The sequence below is a fragment of the Rhodococcus sp. JS3073 genome, assembly GCF_026810085.1.
Lineage (GTDB): Bacteria > Actinomycetota > Actinomycetes > Mycobacteriales > Mycobacteriaceae > Rhodococcus_F > Rhodococcus_F wratislaviensis.
Map to the genome: position 1 here is coordinate 5,873,730 of NZ_CP113951.1, position 15,517 is coordinate 5,889,246.

Annotated in this window: 12 protein-coding genes; 8 read left to right on the forward strand and 4 right to left on the reverse strand. The window is 68.5% G+C overall.

Annotated elements, in window-relative coordinates:
- The first annotated feature begins 21 nt into the window (after positions 1-21).
- Genes OYT95_RS26595 through OYT95_RS26615 form a run of 5 tightly spaced genes read left to right on the forward strand, consistent with a single transcriptional unit; the run spans position 22 to position 5,775 of the window.
- Positions 22-1,140, forward strand: a complete 1,119-nt coding sequence (locus OYT95_RS26595; protein WP_112302491.1) for a Zn-dependent alcohol dehydrogenase — start codon at positions 22-24, stop codon at positions 1,138-1,140.
- A 16-nt stretch (positions 1,141-1,156) separates the two neighbouring features.
- A complete protein-coding gene (locus OYT95_RS26600; protein ID WP_112302492.1) occupies positions 1,157-2,668 on the forward strand; it encodes an aldehyde dehydrogenase family protein in 1,512 nt (503 codons plus the stop codon).
- Positions 2,665-4,266 carry a GMC family oxidoreductase gene (locus OYT95_RS26605; RefSeq protein ID WP_268789579.1) on the forward strand — a complete coding sequence of 534 codons (1,602 nt, stop codon included), beginning with the start codon at positions 2,665-2,667 and terminating at the stop codon, positions 4,264-4,266. Before OYT95_RS26600 ends, OYT95_RS26605 begins: the two co-directional genes overlap by 4 nt.
- Positions 4,267-4,270: 4 nt before the next feature.
- A complete protein-coding gene (locus OYT95_RS26610) occupies positions 4,271-4,762 on the forward strand; it encodes a hypothetical protein (RefSeq protein ID WP_268789580.1) in 492 nt (163 codons plus the stop codon).
- Positions 4,759-5,775, forward strand: a complete 1,017-nt coding sequence (locus tag OYT95_RS26615; RefSeq protein ID WP_268789581.1) for an aldo/keto reductase — start codon at positions 4,759-4,761, stop codon at positions 5,773-5,775. The genes OYT95_RS26610 and OYT95_RS26615 overlap by 4 nt, the downstream gene beginning before the upstream one ends.
- Before the next feature lie 6 nt (positions 5,776-5,781).
- Here OYT95_RS26615 and OYT95_RS26620 read toward each other — a convergent pair whose 3' ends face one another.
- The gene (locus tag OYT95_RS26620) at positions 5,782-9,279 is read right to left on the reverse strand and encodes a serine/threonine-protein kinase (protein WP_268789582.1); all 3,498 of its coding nucleotides are present in this window, start codon (positions 9,277-9,279) and stop codon (positions 5,782-5,784) included.
- A 69-nt stretch (positions 9,280-9,348) separates the two neighbouring features.
- On the opposite strand from OYT95_RS26620, the gene OYT95_RS26625 reads away from it, so the two are divergent.
- Complete coding sequence (locus OYT95_RS26625) at positions 9,349-10,020, forward strand: cyclase family protein (RefSeq protein ID WP_268789583.1); 672 nt, start codon at positions 9,349-9,351, stop codon at positions 10,018-10,020.
- Between the two features lie 6 nt (positions 10,021-10,026).
- Here the strand turns inward: OYT95_RS26625 and OYT95_RS26630 are convergent, their stop codons facing one another.
- The 3 genes from OYT95_RS26630 to shbA are packed head-to-tail and all read right to left on the reverse strand — an operon-like array spanning position 10,027 to position 12,051.
- Positions 10,027-10,317: a MoaD/ThiS family protein gene (locus OYT95_RS26630; RefSeq protein ID WP_112302560.1), complete on the reverse strand. Its 291-nt coding sequence runs from the start codon at positions 10,315-10,317 to the stop codon at positions 10,027-10,029.
- Complete coding sequence (locus OYT95_RS26635; protein WP_037225746.1) at positions 10,314-11,411, reverse strand: WD40/YVTN/BNR-like repeat-containing protein; 1,098 nt, start codon at positions 11,409-11,411, stop codon at positions 10,314-10,316. The genes OYT95_RS26630 and OYT95_RS26635 overlap by 4 nt, the downstream gene beginning before the upstream one ends.
- A gap of 52 nt (positions 11,412-11,463) precedes the next feature.
- Positions 11,464-12,051: an RNA polymerase sigma factor ShbA gene (shbA, locus tag OYT95_RS26640; protein ID WP_009475065.1), complete on the reverse strand. Its 588-nt coding sequence runs from the start codon at positions 12,049-12,051 to the stop codon at positions 11,464-11,466.
- Positions 12,052-12,220: 169 nt separating this feature from the next.
- On the opposite strand from shbA, the gene OYT95_RS26645 reads away from it, so the two are divergent.
- On the forward strand, positions 12,221-13,408 hold the full coding sequence (locus OYT95_RS26645) for an AAA family ATPase (RefSeq protein ID WP_029539211.1): 1,188 nt from the start codon (positions 12,221-12,223) through the stop codon (positions 13,406-13,408).
- A gap of 130 nt (positions 13,409-13,538) precedes the next feature.
- Positions 13,539-15,494: an aconitate hydratase gene (locus OYT95_RS26650; protein ID WP_268789584.1), complete on the forward strand. Its 1,956-nt coding sequence runs from the start codon at positions 13,539-13,541 to the stop codon at positions 15,492-15,494.
- Positions 15,495-15,517: the final 23 nt, after the last annotated feature.

Consider the following 15,517-nt stretch of genomic DNA (forward strand, 5'->3'; position numbering starts at 1 on the left):
TGTGAGATTCGAAGGAGAACGATGAGTACGACGGCACGCGGTGCGGTGATTCACGAAGTGGGCGGCAAGTGGGAGGTCGACGATCTCGTCCTCGCGGAGCCCGGTCCCGGAGAAGTGCGGATCAAGGTGATGGCGTCCGGACTCTGTCACTCCGACGATCACCTCGTCACCGGTGACATCCCCAATACGCTGCCGCTGGTCGGCGGACACGAGGGTGCCGGTGTGATCGACGCGGTCGGACCCGGTGTCACCCGGCTCGCCGTCGGCGATCACGTCGCCACCGCCTATCTCCCGGCCTGCGGAACTTGCGCCTGGTGCGCGCAGGGGATGCAATATATCTGCGACACGGGGGCCGGTATGGAGGCTGGTTTCATGCTCGACGGAACGGCGCGGTTCGCCACGCAGTCAGGGCGGCCGATCGGCGCCATGCAACGCCTCGGCACGTTCGCGAACTACCTCGTCACGTCGCAGGCCCAGGCCGTGAAGATCGACGACGACATCCCGTTCGACGTGGCCTGCCTCGTCTCCTGCGGGGTCGCCACCGGATGGGGCTCCGCCGTGAACGGCGCGGGCGTCCGTCCCCGGGACACGACGATGATCGTCGGTGTCGGCGGTGTGGGGATCAACGCCGTGCAGGGTGCCCACCACGCGGGTGCCGCACACGTCGTCGCCGTCGACCCGGTCGCGTTCAAGCGCGAACGAGCCCTCGAACTCGGCGCCACCCACGCGTACGCGTCGATCGACGAGGCCATGCCGTTCGTCCGCTCGGTCACCAACGGTCAGGGCGCCGACGGCGCCGTCGTCACCGTCGGGGTGGTGGACGGACAGCTGATCGCCGACGCGTTCGGCGCCGTCCGCAAGGAGGGAACCGTCGCGGTCGTGTCGATCGGCCAGAACGAACCCGGGATCCCGATCAGCCCGCTCGAACTGGTGGTCTACGCCAAGCATCTGCGCGGGGTCCTGTTCGGCAACTGCAACCCCACCCGGGACATCCCGGCACTGCTGGACTACTACAAGTCGGGGCGACTGAAGCTGGACGAACTGATCACCCGGCGTTACACCCTGGACCAGGTGAACGACGCATACGTGGACATGCACGCGGGGCTCAACCTGCGTGGTGTCCTGATCCACGAACACTGACGAGGAATTGCCAAAGATGTCGACAGTCGAAGCAACACAGATCCGCAGCTACGGACACTTCATCGGCGGGCGCAGCGTGCCCCCGTCGGAGAACATCATCGAACGGGTCAGCCCGGCCGACGGCCGCGTGGTCGCCACGTTCACCGCGGGCACCCGCGCCGACGCGGCCCTGGCCGTCGCGGTCGCGCGGGAGGCCTTCGACGAGGGCGAGTGGCCGCACTGGACCGCGATGGACCGCGCCCGGGCGCTGCTGCGCTGCGCGGGCCTGATGCGCGAGAACGAGGAACGACTCGCCCGGATCGACGCGGAGGAGTCGGGCAAACCGATCACTCTGGCCCGCGGCGACGTCGGGGCGAGCATCGAGCTGTTCGAGTACGCCGCGGCGCTGGCCATGACGATGCACGGTGAGGCGCACACCGCGCTCGGCGACGACTGCACCGCCATGGTGGTCCGCGAGCCCGCCGGCGTGGTCGGCATGATCATCCCGTGGAACTTCCCGCTGCTCCTGCTCGCGCAGAAGCTGCCGTTCGCGCTCGGCGCGGGCTGCACGGCGGTGGTGAAGCCGTCCGAGTTCACGTCCGGCACTGCCGTCGAGCTGGCCCGGTTGCTCACCGAGGCCGGGGTCCCCGACGGTGTGGTGAACGTGGTGACGGGGGCGGGCGCCGAGGTCGGTGCTCCGCTCGCGGAGAGCAGCCTGATCGACATCCTGTCGTTCACCGGGAGCACCGAGACGGGTAAGCGCATCGTCGAGGCCTCGGCGGGCAGCGTCAAGCGACTGTCGATGGAACTGGGAGGTAAGGCCGCAAGCGTCGTGTTCGACGACGCCGACCTCGACGACGCACTCGACGGCGTCCTGTTCGGTGTGTTCTTCAATCAGGGTGAGTGCTGCGTGTCGGGTGCCCGGCTCCTGGTGCAGGACTCGATCGCGGACGCCTTCCTCGCCCGCCTCGTCGAGGCCGCCGGCCGCATCACGGTGGGCGGACCGCTCGACGATGCGAGCGAACTGGGCCCGATGATCGACGCCGGCCACCTGGAGAAGGTGCTCGGCCACATCGACGCGGCGCGGCGGGACGGTGCCACCGTCCTGACCGGCGGTGGCCGGCTCGGCGGAGAGAACTGGGGGAGCGGGCATTTCGTCGCTCCCACGATCCTCGACGGCGTGGCCGAAGAGTCCGCCGCCTTCCAGGAGGAAATCTTCGGTCCCGTGCTCACCGTCACCCGGTTCAGCGACGTCGACCACGCCATCCGGCTCGCCAACGCCACGGAATACGGACTCGCCGGCTCGATCTGGACCAAGAACATCGACAAGGCGCTGCGGGTGGCGAGGGAGATGCGCAGCGGCCGCGTGTGGGTGAACACGACCATCGACGGCGCCCCGCAACTGCCTGCCGGCGGCATGAAGCAGAGCGGGTTCGGCCGCGAGATGGGGCAGGCTGGCTTCGACGAGTTCACCGACGTCAAGACCATTCAGATCCGCACCGGACCACGCAAGCGCGTGTTCCCGAACTGGACCGGAGGCAACCGATGAGTGCCACCTACGACTACGTCATCGCGGGCGGCGGCACCGCGGGCTGTGTGCTGGCCGGACGGCTGACGGAGGATCCGACGGTCCGGGTTCTCCTGCTCGAGGCCGGCGGCAACGACCGGCATCCGTTTATCCACGTACCCGCAGGATTCGCGAAACTCACTGCGAGCAAGTATGACTGGGGATTCTCGAGCGTTCCACAGAAACACTGCAACGACCGGGTCATTCCCCTCGCTCAGGGCAAGGTCATCGGCGGCGGCGGCTCGATCAACGCCCAGGTGTTCACCCGCGGCGCGCACGAGGACTACGACGAGTGGGCCCTGAAATACGGCTGCGCGGGATGGTCGTTCGAGGAGATCCAGAAGTACTTCCTCCGGTCCGAGGACAACGAACGGCTGTCGGCGCCGTACCACGGCACCGACGGGCCGCTCGGGGTCTCCGATCCGGTCAACCCTCATCCGCTGTCGAAGTCGTTCGTGCAGGCGGGGCAGGAGTTCGGGCTGCCGTTCAACGGCGACTTCAACGGCGAGCACCAGTACGGTGTCGGCCTCTATCAGACGACCACGAGGAACGCCCGCCGGTGCAGCGCCGCGGTCGCGTACCTCGCACCCGCCAGGAAGCGACCCAACCTGACGGTGCGGGAGAACGTCGCCGTGTCGCGGGTGCTGCTCGACGGCGGCCGCGCCACCGGGATCGAGGTGCTCACCGCGCACGGTGTGGAGACGTTCCGCGCGTCCCGCGAGGTGCTGGTCGCCGCGGGCGCGTTCGGATCACCCAAGATCCTGCAGCTGTCGGGGATCGGTCATCCCGACGACCTTCGCGACGCGAATGTCGAGGTGGCCCATGCCCTTCCCGGTGTCGGCCGGAACCTGCACGACCACTGCGACCTCGACGTCATCTACGAACTCCGCGAGTACCAGAGCCTCGACCGCCTGAACCTCGTGCGTCCGGCCACGGCCAAGGCCGGACTCGAGTACGCGGCCTTCCGGCGGGGACCGTTGGCATCGACGGTCGTCGAGGCCGGTGGGTTCAGTTTCGGGCACGCGGGGGAGTCGATCCCGGATCTGCAGTTCCACTTCCTGCCCGCAGCGGGCGTCGAGGCCGGTGTCGCCGCGGTCCGCCCGGGCTACGGCTGCACCCTGAACTCGTACTCGCTGCGGCCCGAGAGCCGGGGCTCGGTGAAGATCAGGTCGAACGACCCCACCGCCCAGCCGCTGATCGACCCGAACTTCCTCGCCACCGACTTCGACCTGGAGTCGAGCATCGAGGGGCTTCGGCAGAGCCGCGAGATCATGGCGCAGTCGTCGATGGCCCGGCACATCAAGGCCGAACATCTGGCAGGCGGTCTGTCGGTGAACACGAAGGACGACTACGTGAAGTTCGTTCGCGCGTACGGCCGCACCTCGTACCACCCGGTCGGCACGTGTGCGATGGGTGTCGGGGACGACGCCGTGGTCTCACCGGAACTGAAGGTGATGGGCATCGAGGGGCTGCGGGTGATCGACTCGTCCGTCATGCCGCGCATCGTCAGTTCCAACACCCAGGCCCCCACGGTGATGATCGCCGAGAAGGCGATCGATCTGATTCGTGGTGAAGGATGACCGGATGACCAATTTTTCCGGACTGACCGAGGACGTGGCCCGCGAGGCGGTCGAGCTGGCTCGGCCGTCGATCGAGAACCTCTCCCACGGATCCCCGGGGCATCTCGTCGTGCTCCGGCCGGGCGTCGCCCCTTCCCCCGATGCGGAGTTGCCCGTCGTCTTCCGCCGCAGCTGGGGTGACGGGAAGGACTGGGCCGGGCCGTACGACGCGATTGCCGAGTCGAAAGCGCGGATCAGCTGGACCACCGGTCTGCCGTCGCATGCCGTGCAGCAGCTGCATCCCTACCTCTACCAGCAGGGTTGGACAAAGTGGGGTGGCAGCGCGGTGGGCGAGGGCGGGCTGGTCGTGGCATACAGCGGCGACAAGTGGTTCCACGACCAGTTCTATTCGGAGCTCGTCGTCGCGGCGATCAAGGTCGTGTGCCTTCGTGAGATGGACGTCGTGATGCGCGACCCGGGCACTCTGTTCCTCGGCAACGGAAGCGGGAATCCATGAAGGTGAACGACACTCGGACGTTCGGGCGCGCAGGGTTCGACGTGACCCTGCTCGGCTACGGCGGTGCGCCCATCGGCAACATCTTCCGGCCGATCCCCGAGGTGGAGGCCCAGGCTCAGATCGCCGAAGCCTGGGACATGGGGGTGCGTTCGTTCGACACCGCACCCATGTACGGGCACGGACTGTCCGAGCACCGGGTGGGCCATGCTCTGCTGACGAGGGACCGCGACGACTACGTGTTGTCCACGAAGGTGGGGCGCACGTTGACCCCCGCGCCGCGTGGGTCGTTCGACACCGGAATCTGGGTGGACACCCCGCCGTTCCGGGCCGACTTCGACTACTCGTACGACGCGGTCCTGCGGCAGGTGGAGGACAGCCTGCACCGCATGTGCCAGGACAGATTCGACATCCTCTACGTGCACGACGTCGACAAGTACACACACGGCGACGCCCAGCCCGCGCGGTTCGCGGAAGCGCTCGAGGGTGCGTTCCCCGCGCTGATCCGGTTGCGGGAGGAGGGCGTGGTCCGGGCAATCGGCGTCGGGGTCAACGAGGCCGACGTCTGCGTCGATGCCCTCGAACGTGTCGATCTCGACTGCGTTCTCCTCGCGGGGAGATACACACTGCTCGAGCAGGATCCGGTGAAGGACCTGCTGCCGCTCGCGGTGGAGCGCGATGTCGCGATCGTCCTCGGGGGTGTGTTCAATTCGGGCATCCTGGCCACCGGTGCGGTGCCGGGCGCCAAGTTCAATTACCAGCCCGCATCCGCAGAGGTGCTGAGCCGGGTGCGCGACATCGAGAAGGTCTGCGAGCGTCATCGGGTTCCGTTGGCGGCCGCATCGATTCAGTTCGCGGCCGCGCATCCCGCGGTGCGGGAACTTCTGCTGGGCGCACGGAACTGCGAGCAGTTGCGGCAGAACGCGGCCTGGCTCGAACACCCGATCCCGGCCGAGTTCTGGGATGACCTGCGTGCCGCGGGACTGATCCTGGACGGGGCGCCCACGCCGTCCTGACCGCGGTCACATCGTGTACGGAGCGGTCGAGTTCTGTAGCTCCTCGAGAAAGTCGGAGGGCACCGTCGCCCAATCCGGCCGCCATTCTCCGGCCAGCTGATCTGCCCGGAGATCCGCGACCAGGGCGACGACGAAGGGTCCGCCGTCGGGAAGTATGCGGTGGAGTCCGCGCGCCGCGCAGATCGAGGCGATGGAGGCGAGGGCCTGCTTCGCCTCGTCGTCGCGGCCCGCGGCGGCGAGGCACGCCACCCGGAGGCGCTCGGCCAGCAGGTAGGCGCGGTTGCGGCCGGTGCCGGCCAGCCGGTCGGTCCACTCCTGCGCCCAGGTGCACGCCAGCTCGATGTTCGCGTGCGCCCCGGTGGCGAGCAGCATCCGAATCGCGGTGGTCTCCTCGATCTGCGCGACGATCTCGTCGATGCCCGACACCGGGCGCCGCCGGTCCTCGTGCCGGACCGGGACCGGTGCCCCCAGCGTGGGATGCGGGGTGATGCCGAGCCGCCTCCGTTCGTTCTCGACGCGGGCCCGCAGGCGGGCGAGGGAGTAGGTCTCGGCCACCTCGAGTCCGGCGTGCAGACGTGTCGTCGCCTCCTCACGGTCGCCCCGCAGCGCCTTGACGTGAGCGCCGGTGACGAACCGGGCGACCTTGAAGTCCACCCCGCCGGTCTCGACGGCGAGGGTGTATCCGTCGTCGAGGAGTCGTTCGGCTTCTTCGACGTCCCCGCGTTCGTAGAGCACCTCGCCGAGCAGCGACCCCGCGAGCCGGGCGGACGGCGTTCGCGGACCGCCCAGTTTCCTGGCGGCTCGGCGAGCCCGCCGGAAATGGTCGACGGCGTCGTCGATGTCGAGCTGCTCGTAGGACGCGACACCGAGATAGCTCTGGCCGTGAACGACGTTGTGCGGTCCCTTGTTCCGTTCGTAGTAGGGCTTGCCGACTTCCTGGATCCTGCGCACCTCGGCGAAGTCGAAGCGGTACACGGCGGCGAACGTGATGACGTTGAAAGCGGCGCACACCACCCACGGGGCCATCGCCTCCGGCCGCGCCAGGCAGTCGGCGGCGAGTTCGTCGATCCGGTCGCTGCGGTCGTTGCGCAGTTCGGCCACCGCACGGACGACGCCCGCCTCCGCCCGCAGATCCGCTGTGTCGCTCGCGCTCGCACCGCTGTGTTCGAGCGCCCATTCGGCTCGCTCGAGCGAGCGTTCGGCGGCCATGGTCCGGTTCGCCATCGCGTGCGCCCACGCCGTCGTGACCTGCAGCCGGGCGCTCGCGGCGACAAGAGCCGGTGGCAGCTTGTCGACCACCGCCGACAACGTCGCCGCCTGGGACTGCTCGAGCAGTATCAGTCCGTCGGCCTCGACGAGTTCCACGGCGCGTTGCTCTTCGCCGCCGGCGAGGGCGTGGTCGACGGCCTCGCGGAGCAGGCTGTGGTCGCAGAACCACCGGGACGCGACGCGGTGCAGTTCCCGGACCCGGTCGGGTTGGTCGCGTTCGAGCCGGCGGCGCAGGAACTCGGCGAACAGGGTGTGGTAGCGGAACCACGTTCGCTCGTCGTCGATGTGGCGCAGGAACAGGTCCCGGTCCTCGGCGGCCTCGAGCATCGCCTGCCCGCGCGCGGTGTGTGCGAGGGCGCCGGCGAGGCTGCCGCACGTGCGTTCGGTGATCGAGGTCGCCAGCAGGAAGTCGAGCATCTCGGGTTCGAGGGTGTCGAGGACGTTCTCGGCGAGAAATTCGCCGATCGCGTGGTGCCGCCCGGACAGTCCGGCGATCAACTCCGAGGGGTCCGCTCGCCCGCGCAGCGACAGCGACGCCAGTTGGAGCGCGGCCACCCACCCGTCGGTGGAGTCGCGGAGTTCCGTGACGTCGTCGCTGTCGAGGGGCAGGCCACCGAGGTCGACGAGGAACGACCGGGCCTCGGAATCGTCGAAACGCAGTTCCGAGTAGTCGATTTCGACGAGTTCGTCCTTGACGCGCATGCGACTCATCGGCAACCCGGCCCTGGTTCGGCTCGTCACCACGACCTGCAGGTGGTGACAACCGTTGTCGAGGAGGAACTCCAGGGCGGCGATCGTCGCGGGCTCGGACACGCGCTGCCAGTCGTCGATGATCAGGGCGATCCGTTCGCCGCTCTCGTGGATCTGGTTGACGAGCGAGGTGAGCACGTAGCGTTCGGCCTCGTCGTCGTGCTCCTCCAGGACCTGGCCGAGTTCCTTGGCCAGGTTGGGACGCACGCGTCGGATCGCCTCGATGAGGTGCGCGACGAACCAGACCACGTTGTCGTCGTCGCTGTCGACGGTGAGCCACGCGACGGCCACGCCCTCGTCGGCGAGGACGTTCCGCCACTGGGCGGCCAGGGTGCTCTTGCCGAACCCGGTGGGGCCGTGGATCACGGTCAGCAGGCGTCGGCGTCCGGCCCGCAGCAGCTCGATCAGCCGTCCCCGCTCCACGAGCTGGCGGGTCGCGGCGGGCGGCCGGAACCGGGTGGCCGGCGCGGGCGGCGGCGTCGACGCGTATCGCGCCCGTCCGGTCGTGGAGGTCCGGAACGGACCGGAGACGGTCGAGACCGCTCCGGGCGAGGACTCCTCGAGGTGGTGGACCCCGGCGTCGACGGGCATCGCCATCTCGTCCACCGCCAATCCGTGGTGGCGTTCGACTTCCCGCAGCTCGTCCCCGAACGCGGCGGCGGACGCGGGGCGATCTTCCGGACTACCGGACATCGCCCGCTGGATCACGGCGCTGAGGTCCTCGGGGAAACCCTCGGTCCGCAGGTCCGGGACGGGTTGCGTGGTGATGCGCAGGAACTGCGCGATCACCTCCTCCCCGTTGTGCCGTTCGAAGGCCGCGTGCCCGGTGATCGCGCTGAACAGGGTCGCACCGAGGCTGTACACGTCGGAGGCGGCCGTCGGGGTCCGCCCCGACAGCACCTCGGGGGCGGTGAAGGCGGGGGAGCCGGTGACGGTGCCCGCCGTCGTTTCGAACGCCCCCGACATCCGGGCGATCCCGAAATCGGTGAGCTGCGGTTCGCCGTACTCCGTCAGCAGGATGTTTCCCGGTTTGACGTCGCGGTGGAGGATGCCCACCCGGTGCGCGGTTTCGAGCGCACCGGCAAGTTTCACCCCGATCCGCAGGGCGTCGCTCCAGGGGATGGGCCCGCGCCTGCGGATCTGCGCGTCCAGCGAATCGTGGGGATGGAACTGCATCACGATGTACGGCCGGCCGGCGTCGGTCGTCCCGACCTGCATGATGTTGACGATGTGCGGGTGGCCGCTCAGCCGGCCCATGGCGCGCTGCTCCCGCAGGAACCGTTCGAGGTTCTCCGCATCGAGCGCCGCGGTGAGGACCTTGACCGCCACGGTTCGATCGAGTTCCGGTTGCGCACACCGATAGACCACCCCGAAGCCACCGTGCCCGATCTCCCTGGCATCCTCGAGACCGACTGCGGACAGCTCGGCCGCGAGGGTCTTCGACACCGACTCACGCTGGGTGGCGAGCGGGTCAAAATCGGTCATTCCACCACCTCTTCGCTCGTCATCGAGCATATCGCGGTACGCGTGACCCCGAGGCCGGACAATCGAGCGATGCCACACGTGCGGAAAATCGTGGATCTGTCACACACCATCGGGCCGGGGATGCAGGTGTATCCCGGCGACCCGGTGCCGACGCTGATCCGGCACTGCACCCTCGAGCGCGACGGCTACAACGTGCTGGACGTCAGAATCGGTTCGCAGTCCGGGACACATGTCGACGCCCCGGCGCATCTGAAGGCGGGGGCCGCGACCGTCGACGAGCTGGCACCGGAGCTGTTCGTGGGCCGCGGCGTCGTGTTCGACCTGCGCGAGCTCGTTGCGCGACAGCGGATTACCCGCGAACTGATCATGTCCCGGGCTGGGGTCGTCGGGCCGGGCGACATCGCCGTATTCCATACCGGGTGGTCTCGGCACTACGGAACGGATGCCTATTACACGCATCCGTTCCTGGACCCCGCGGCGTGTGCTCTTCTGCTCGAACGGGGGGTGCGGACGTTCTGCCTCGACGCCCCCAGCATCGACGAGACACCGGCCGGGGAGCACGCCGACGCGGGATACCCGGTGCACCATCTGATCGCGGACGCCGGCGGAGTGATCGGCGAGAATCTGTGCGGGCTCGACCGGATCGACTTCCCGGACCCGCTCGTCAGCCTCCTGCCGATCGCCCTGGAGGCCGGTGACGGGGCGCCCACCCGGGCAGTGGCGATGGAGCTGGCCGAATAGTCCTGCTCACCCGCCGGCCACGGACTGCAGGATCTGCAGTTCCTGCCCGGGCGTCACCTCGGTGCCGACACCGCCGAGGAGCCGGACGTCCTCGCCGTCCACGTAGACGTTGACGTACCGCCGCAGGGCGCCGGTCTCGTCGCGAATCCGGCGGCCGAGAATCGGGAAGTCTCCCGCGAGGACGTCGAGCACGTGGGACACCGTCGAGGCGGTGTCGAGGGGCACATGCACGGAGCGTTCACCACCGACGATCGACGCCAGCGCCCGCGGAACCCGCACGGTGACGCCCTCGCTCATGATGCGATCACCGCGGCCCGCACGCACAGGACGTCGGGCAGGTGCGCCGCGACCGTGCCGAACGAGGCGCCCTCGTCGGCGCTCCCGTAGACCTCGCCGCCACGCGTGCCGAAATACACCCCGACCGGGTCGGCGGCGTCCACCGCCGCGGCGTCGCGGAGCACCACGTTGTAGTCGCGTTCCGGCAGACCGCTGTCGAGGCGGGTCCAGCTGTTCCCGGCGTCCTCGCTCCGGTAGACGGCCAGCCGGCCGTCGGGTGGGATCCGTTTGCCGTCCGCTTCGATCGGAACGACCCAGATGGTTCCCTCGCGGCGGGGATGGGTGAGCATCACGAACCCGAAGTCCGTCGGCAGTCCGTCCGCGATCGATTTCCACGTGTCGCCGCTGTCGTCGGAGCGGTAGACGCCGTGATGGTTCTGGGCGTACAACCGGTCGGGGGCGACGGCGTCGCGGGCGATCTTGTGGACGCACTGGCCGAACTCCGGGTTCGGGTCCGGCAGGAAGTAGGCCGTGATCCCGGTGTTGCGCGGCTCCCAGGACGCGCCCCCGTCCGTGGTGCGGTAGACCCCTCCGGTGCTCATCGCGACATGCACCGTGTTGTCGTCGTGCGGATGAGGTACGACGGAATGTGCTGCGGCGCCGCCGTATCCGGCTCCCCACTCGGGGCGGTGCGGATGGTCCCACAGTCCGCGTTCGAGGTCGAAATGCTCGCCGCCGTCGACCGACCGCCACACCGAGATGGGTTCGCACCCCGCCCACACGACGCCCGGACGGCCGTCCGTGTCGGGCCGGAGCTGCCACACCCGCTCGAGCGCGGCGCCGTCACCGTCGCCGAAGCGGATGGCGCCGTGGTCCGGTTCGGTCCAGGTGGCACCCAGATCGTCGGAGTGCGCGACGGTGGGACCCCAGTGTTCGGACCGGACCCCGACCAGGATGCGGGTGCGTCCACCCCGCGTGTCGATCCCGATACTGGGAATCTCGTTCATCAGGAAATGTGGGCCCGACAGCGACCAGGTGGCGCGGTCGCGGCTGGTGGCCAGCCACAGGCCCTTCTTCGTTCCGATCGCGACCAGGACTGTGTCGGGTGCGCTCATGAATACATCGGACCACTCGGCCCCGCAGTTGGCAACGACGGAGCGGGAACTCTCAGCGGGCGGGCCCGTGCCCGATCCGCGCCCGCAGGTGGCTCAGTGCCCGGTGCTGGGCGACGCGGACGGCGCCCGGTGTGGTGTCGAGGACCCGTGCCGTCTGCTCGGCCGACATTCCCACGATGACGCGCATGAAGAGGATCTGCTGATGCCGGACCGGAAGGGTCTCGACGAGCTGACCCATCTCGCCGCGCAATTCGCGGCGCAGGACGTGATGCTCGGGGCCGTCCTCGACGTCCACCACGTGATGTGCGGCAGCGCCGCGCGCGGTGGTTGGTGCGGACAACCGGGTGGCGCGTCGCCGCGCGTCGGACACCTTGTGCGCGGCGATGCCGAAGATGAACGACAGCAACGACTTCCCCTGGTTCTCGTACGTCCGCAGGGAGCTCATCAACGCGAGGCACACATCCTGGGTGACGTCGTCGGCGGTGGCGTGCGGGTGATCCACCGACTCGAGCCGGCTCGTGCAGTAGCGGTGCACGAGGGGGTGTGCGATGCGGAGAACCTCTTCGACTGCGTCTTCGTCGCCCGTCGCGGCGTATGGCGCGAGTCGTTCCAACTCGGCTCTGGCGTCCAATTCGATCATGGTGTTCTCCCTGTTCCTGGTGCTGCATCCAGCCTCGGGGGAACACGCGATCGTCGATAGGCACCGAAGGGTGCTGAAGTCACCACCCCCGCTACGACTTCATAGCGGGATCTAGGACACGCGCTAGATGAGCGCAGATTCGGCAACAGAGGTTGTTACCTTCGTGGCCATGGACCCTGTCCGTAACCCCTATGCGCCCGGCGCTGGGCAACGCCCGCCGGAGCTCGCGGGCCGAACCAGGCAGCTCGACGCGTTCGATGTGGTGCTGGAGCGGATCGCGCGCGGCCGCCCGGAACGCAGTGTGATGCTCACGGGTCTGCGCGGGGTCGGGAAGACGGTTCTGCTGAACCACCTGCGGTCGGCCGCCATCTCGCGGCGGTGGGGCACGGGGAAGATCGAGGCTCGCCCGGATCAGGATCTGCGGAGGCCGCTGTCGTCGGCGTTGCACATGGCGGTTCGGGAGATCGCGGGCTCGCATCGCGACCCCGACCGGGTGGAGGAGTTCCTCGGCGTCCTGAAGTCGTTCGCCCTGCGCGCGACGGCCGACAAGGGTATGCGGGAGCGGTGGCAGCCGGGCATCGACGCCCCCGCCGTGAAGGGGCGCGCCGATTCCGGGGACATCGAGATCGACCTGGTGGAACTGCTGCTCGACGCGTCGTCCCTGGCCCGCGACGTCGGGGTCGGGATCGCACTGTTCATCGACGAGATGCAGGACCTCGGCGCCGCGGACGTCTCGGCGGTGTGCGGGGCGTGCCACGAGCTCAGCCAGGACGCGGCGCCGCTGATCGTGGTCGGAGCCGGACTTCCGCACCTGCCCGCGGTGCTCTCGGCGTCCAAGAGCTATTCGGAGCGGCTGTTCAGCTACCACCGCATCGACCGGCTGGACCGGGTGTCGGCCGATCGGGCATTGATCGCGCCCGCCGAGCGGGAGGATGTGAAGTTCACGGACGAGGCGCTCGACGCGTTGTATGCCGCCGCGGACGGCTACCCCTATTTCGTCCAGGCCTACGGCAAGGCGACGTGGGATGTGGCCGCGGCCAGCCCGATCACCGAGGAGGACGTGCGGGTGGCCGCGCCGACCGCGGAGGAGGAACTCGCGGTCGGGTTCTTCGGATCGCGGTACGAGCGCGCGACGCCTGCCGAGCGGGAGTACATGCGGGCGATGGCCGACCTCTCCGGGGACGACGGACCGGTCGCCACGTCGGCGATCGCCTCCGAGCTCGGCCGCAAACCTGCGTCGCTGTCACCGGCGCGGGACGGGCTGATCAAGAAGGGCCTCATCTATTCGGCCGAGCGCGGATCGATCGGATTCACTGTGCCGCACTTCGGCAAGTATCTCCGCGCGCAGAACGACTAGCGGAATCTAGCTCTCTCTACGAATTTGCCTAGATAGTCGAAGATTGTCCTGTCGAGTGCCGGACCTGTTCCGGGCGCTGGCCCTCGCCGTGGCTCCGGCGCATCCTGGAGGTACGACGAAGGGATCAGCGATGTCGGACAATGTCGCCCGCAAGGTCATCGGTGCACACCTCCTCGACGGCCGGATGGAACCGGGCGAGGAGATCTCGATCCGGATCGACCAGACCCTCACCCAGGACGCCACCGGAACCCTGGTCATGCAGGAACTCGAGGCGCTCCACCTCGATCGCATCAAGACCGAGTTGAGCGCACAGTACGTCGACCACAATCTGCTGCAGACCGACGAGAAGAACGCGGAGGACCACGAGTTCCTCCGCACCGCCGCCCTGCGGTACGGGTTGTGGTTCTCGAAGCCGGGCAACGGGGTCTCTCATCCCACCCACATGCAGCGCTTCGGTGTTCCCGGCAAGACCATGGTCGGTTCCGACTCGCACACACCGGCGGCGGGATCGCTGGGCATGCTCGCGATCGGCGTCGGTGGGCTCGAGGTCGCCATGGCGATCGCGGGTCAGCCCCTGCACCTGCGGATGCCTCAGATTTGGGGTGTGGAGTTGACCGGCAGGCTCCCCGACTGGACTTCGGCGAAGGACGTCATCCTCGAAATGCTCCGCCGCCACGGGGTCAAGGGCGGGCTCAACAGAATCATCGAATACCACGGTGAGGGGCTCGCGACGTTGACGGCGATGGATCGTCACGTGATCGCGAACATGGGCGCCGAACTGGGCGCAACGACGTCCATCTTTCCCGCCGACGACGCCGTCCGCGATTTCCTGCGCGCCGAGGGCAGGGAAGACGACTTCGTGGAACTGCTCGCCGATGCAGGCGCGGAATACGACGTGCACGAACGCCTCGACCTGTCGACGATCGAGCCGCTGATCGCGAAACCGTCTTCGCCGGGAAACGTGGTGCCCGTCCGGGAGGTCGCCGGTGAGGACGTCAGCCAGGTGGTGATCGGGTCGTCCGCCAATCCCGGACTGCGCGACTTCGCGATCGCTGCGGCGATGGTGTCAGGGAGGCAGACCGACCCGAGCGTGAGCTTCGACGTCAATCCGAGTTCGCGGGAGATCCTCTCCGACCTGACCAAGATGGGCGCCACGCTCGAACTCGTCGTGGCGGGCGCGCGAATTCATCAATCCGGCTGCATGGGCTGTATCGGGATGGGCCAGGCGCCGGCGACCGGCCGGAATTCTCTCCGGACGATGCCCCGCAATTTTCCGGGACGCTCGGGCACCCGCGAGGATTCCGTGTGGCTGTGTTCACCCGAGACGGCGGCCGCGTCGGCACTCACCGGGGTGATCACCGACCCGCGGGACTGGGCGGAGAAAGTGGGGATGCCCTACCCGGAGATCACGCTTCCGGACGAGGCCACCGTCAACACGGCCATGCTGGTGGCCCCGCTGCCCGAGGAGGAAGCTCGGCACGTCGAACTCGTGAAGGGGCCCAACATCTCGTCCCTGCCCGAGTTTCCGCCCCTGCCCGACCGCATCGAGGCCCCGGTACTTCTCAAGGTCGGTGACAACATCTCCACCGACGAGATCTCTCCGGCCGGGGCGCGGGCCCTGCCGTTCCGTTCCAACATTCCCAAGCTGTCCCGGTTCACGTTCACCCAGGTGGACGAGACCTATCCGGCGCGCGCGGAGGAGACGGCAAAGACCACCGGGCATTTCATCGTCGGCGGTGACAACTACGGGCAGGGTTCCTCGCGTGAGCACGCCGCGATCACCCCGCGCTACCTGGGGTTGCACGCGGTGATCGCCACCTCGTTCGCCCGCATCCACTGGCAGAACCTCGCCAACTTCGGTGTACTCGCGCTCGAATTCGAGAACCCGGACGATTACGACACGATCCGGCAGGACGACGTGCTGATCCTCGACGGGGTCCGGGAGGCCATTCGTTCCGGCCCCCACCTGACCCTGTTCGACTCGACCCGTGACGTGGAGATCCCGGTGCGTCACCGGCTGTCCCCACGTCAGGTCGACGACGTGCTCGCGGGCGGATTGATTCCACAGCTGGCACGCAGGGAGTGATCAGCCGGTCGCCGTACACTCGG

Coding starts and splice junctions, on each gene's coding strand:
- OYT95_RS26600 (WP_112302492.1), top strand. CDS start 1,157: ATGTCGACAGTCGAAGCAACACAGATCCGCAGCTACGGACACTTCATC.
- OYT95_RS26630 (WP_112302560.1), bottom strand. CDS start 10,317: ATGAGCGAGGGCGTCACCGTGCGGGTTCCGCGGGCGCTGGCGTCGATC.
- OYT95_RS26650 (WP_268789584.1), top strand. CDS start 13,539: ATGTCGGACAATGTCGCCCGCAAGGTCATCGGTGCACACCTCCTCGAC.
- OYT95_RS26610 (WP_268789580.1), top strand. CDS start 4,271: ATGACCAATTTTTCCGGACTGACCGAGGACGTGGCCCGCGAGGCGGTC.
- OYT95_RS26645 (WP_029539211.1), top strand. CDS start 12,221: ATGGACCCTGTCCGTAACCCCTATGCGCCCGGCGCTGGGCAACGCCCG.
- OYT95_RS26635 (WP_037225746.1), bottom strand. CDS start 11,411: ATGAGCGCACCCGACACAGTCCTGGTCGCGATCGGAACGAAGAAGGGC.
- shbA (WP_009475065.1), bottom strand. CDS start 12,051: ATGATCGAATTGGACGCCAGAGCCGAGTTGGAACGACTCGCGCCATAC.
- OYT95_RS26595 (WP_112302491.1), top strand. CDS start 22: ATGAGTACGACGGCACGCGGTGCGGTGATTCACGAAGTGGGCGGCAAG.
- OYT95_RS26615 (WP_268789581.1), top strand. CDS start 4,759: ATGAAGGTGAACGACACTCGGACGTTCGGGCGCGCAGGGTTCGACGTG.
- OYT95_RS26625 (WP_268789583.1), top strand. CDS start 9,349: ATGCCACACGTGCGGAAAATCGTGGATCTGTCACACACCATCGGGCCG.
- OYT95_RS26605 (WP_268789579.1), top strand. CDS start 2,665: ATGAGTGCCACCTACGACTACGTCATCGCGGGCGGCGGCACCGCGGGC.
- OYT95_RS26620 (WP_268789582.1), bottom strand. CDS start 9,279: ATGACCGATTTTGACCCGCTCGCCACCCAGCGTGAGTCGGTGTCGAAG.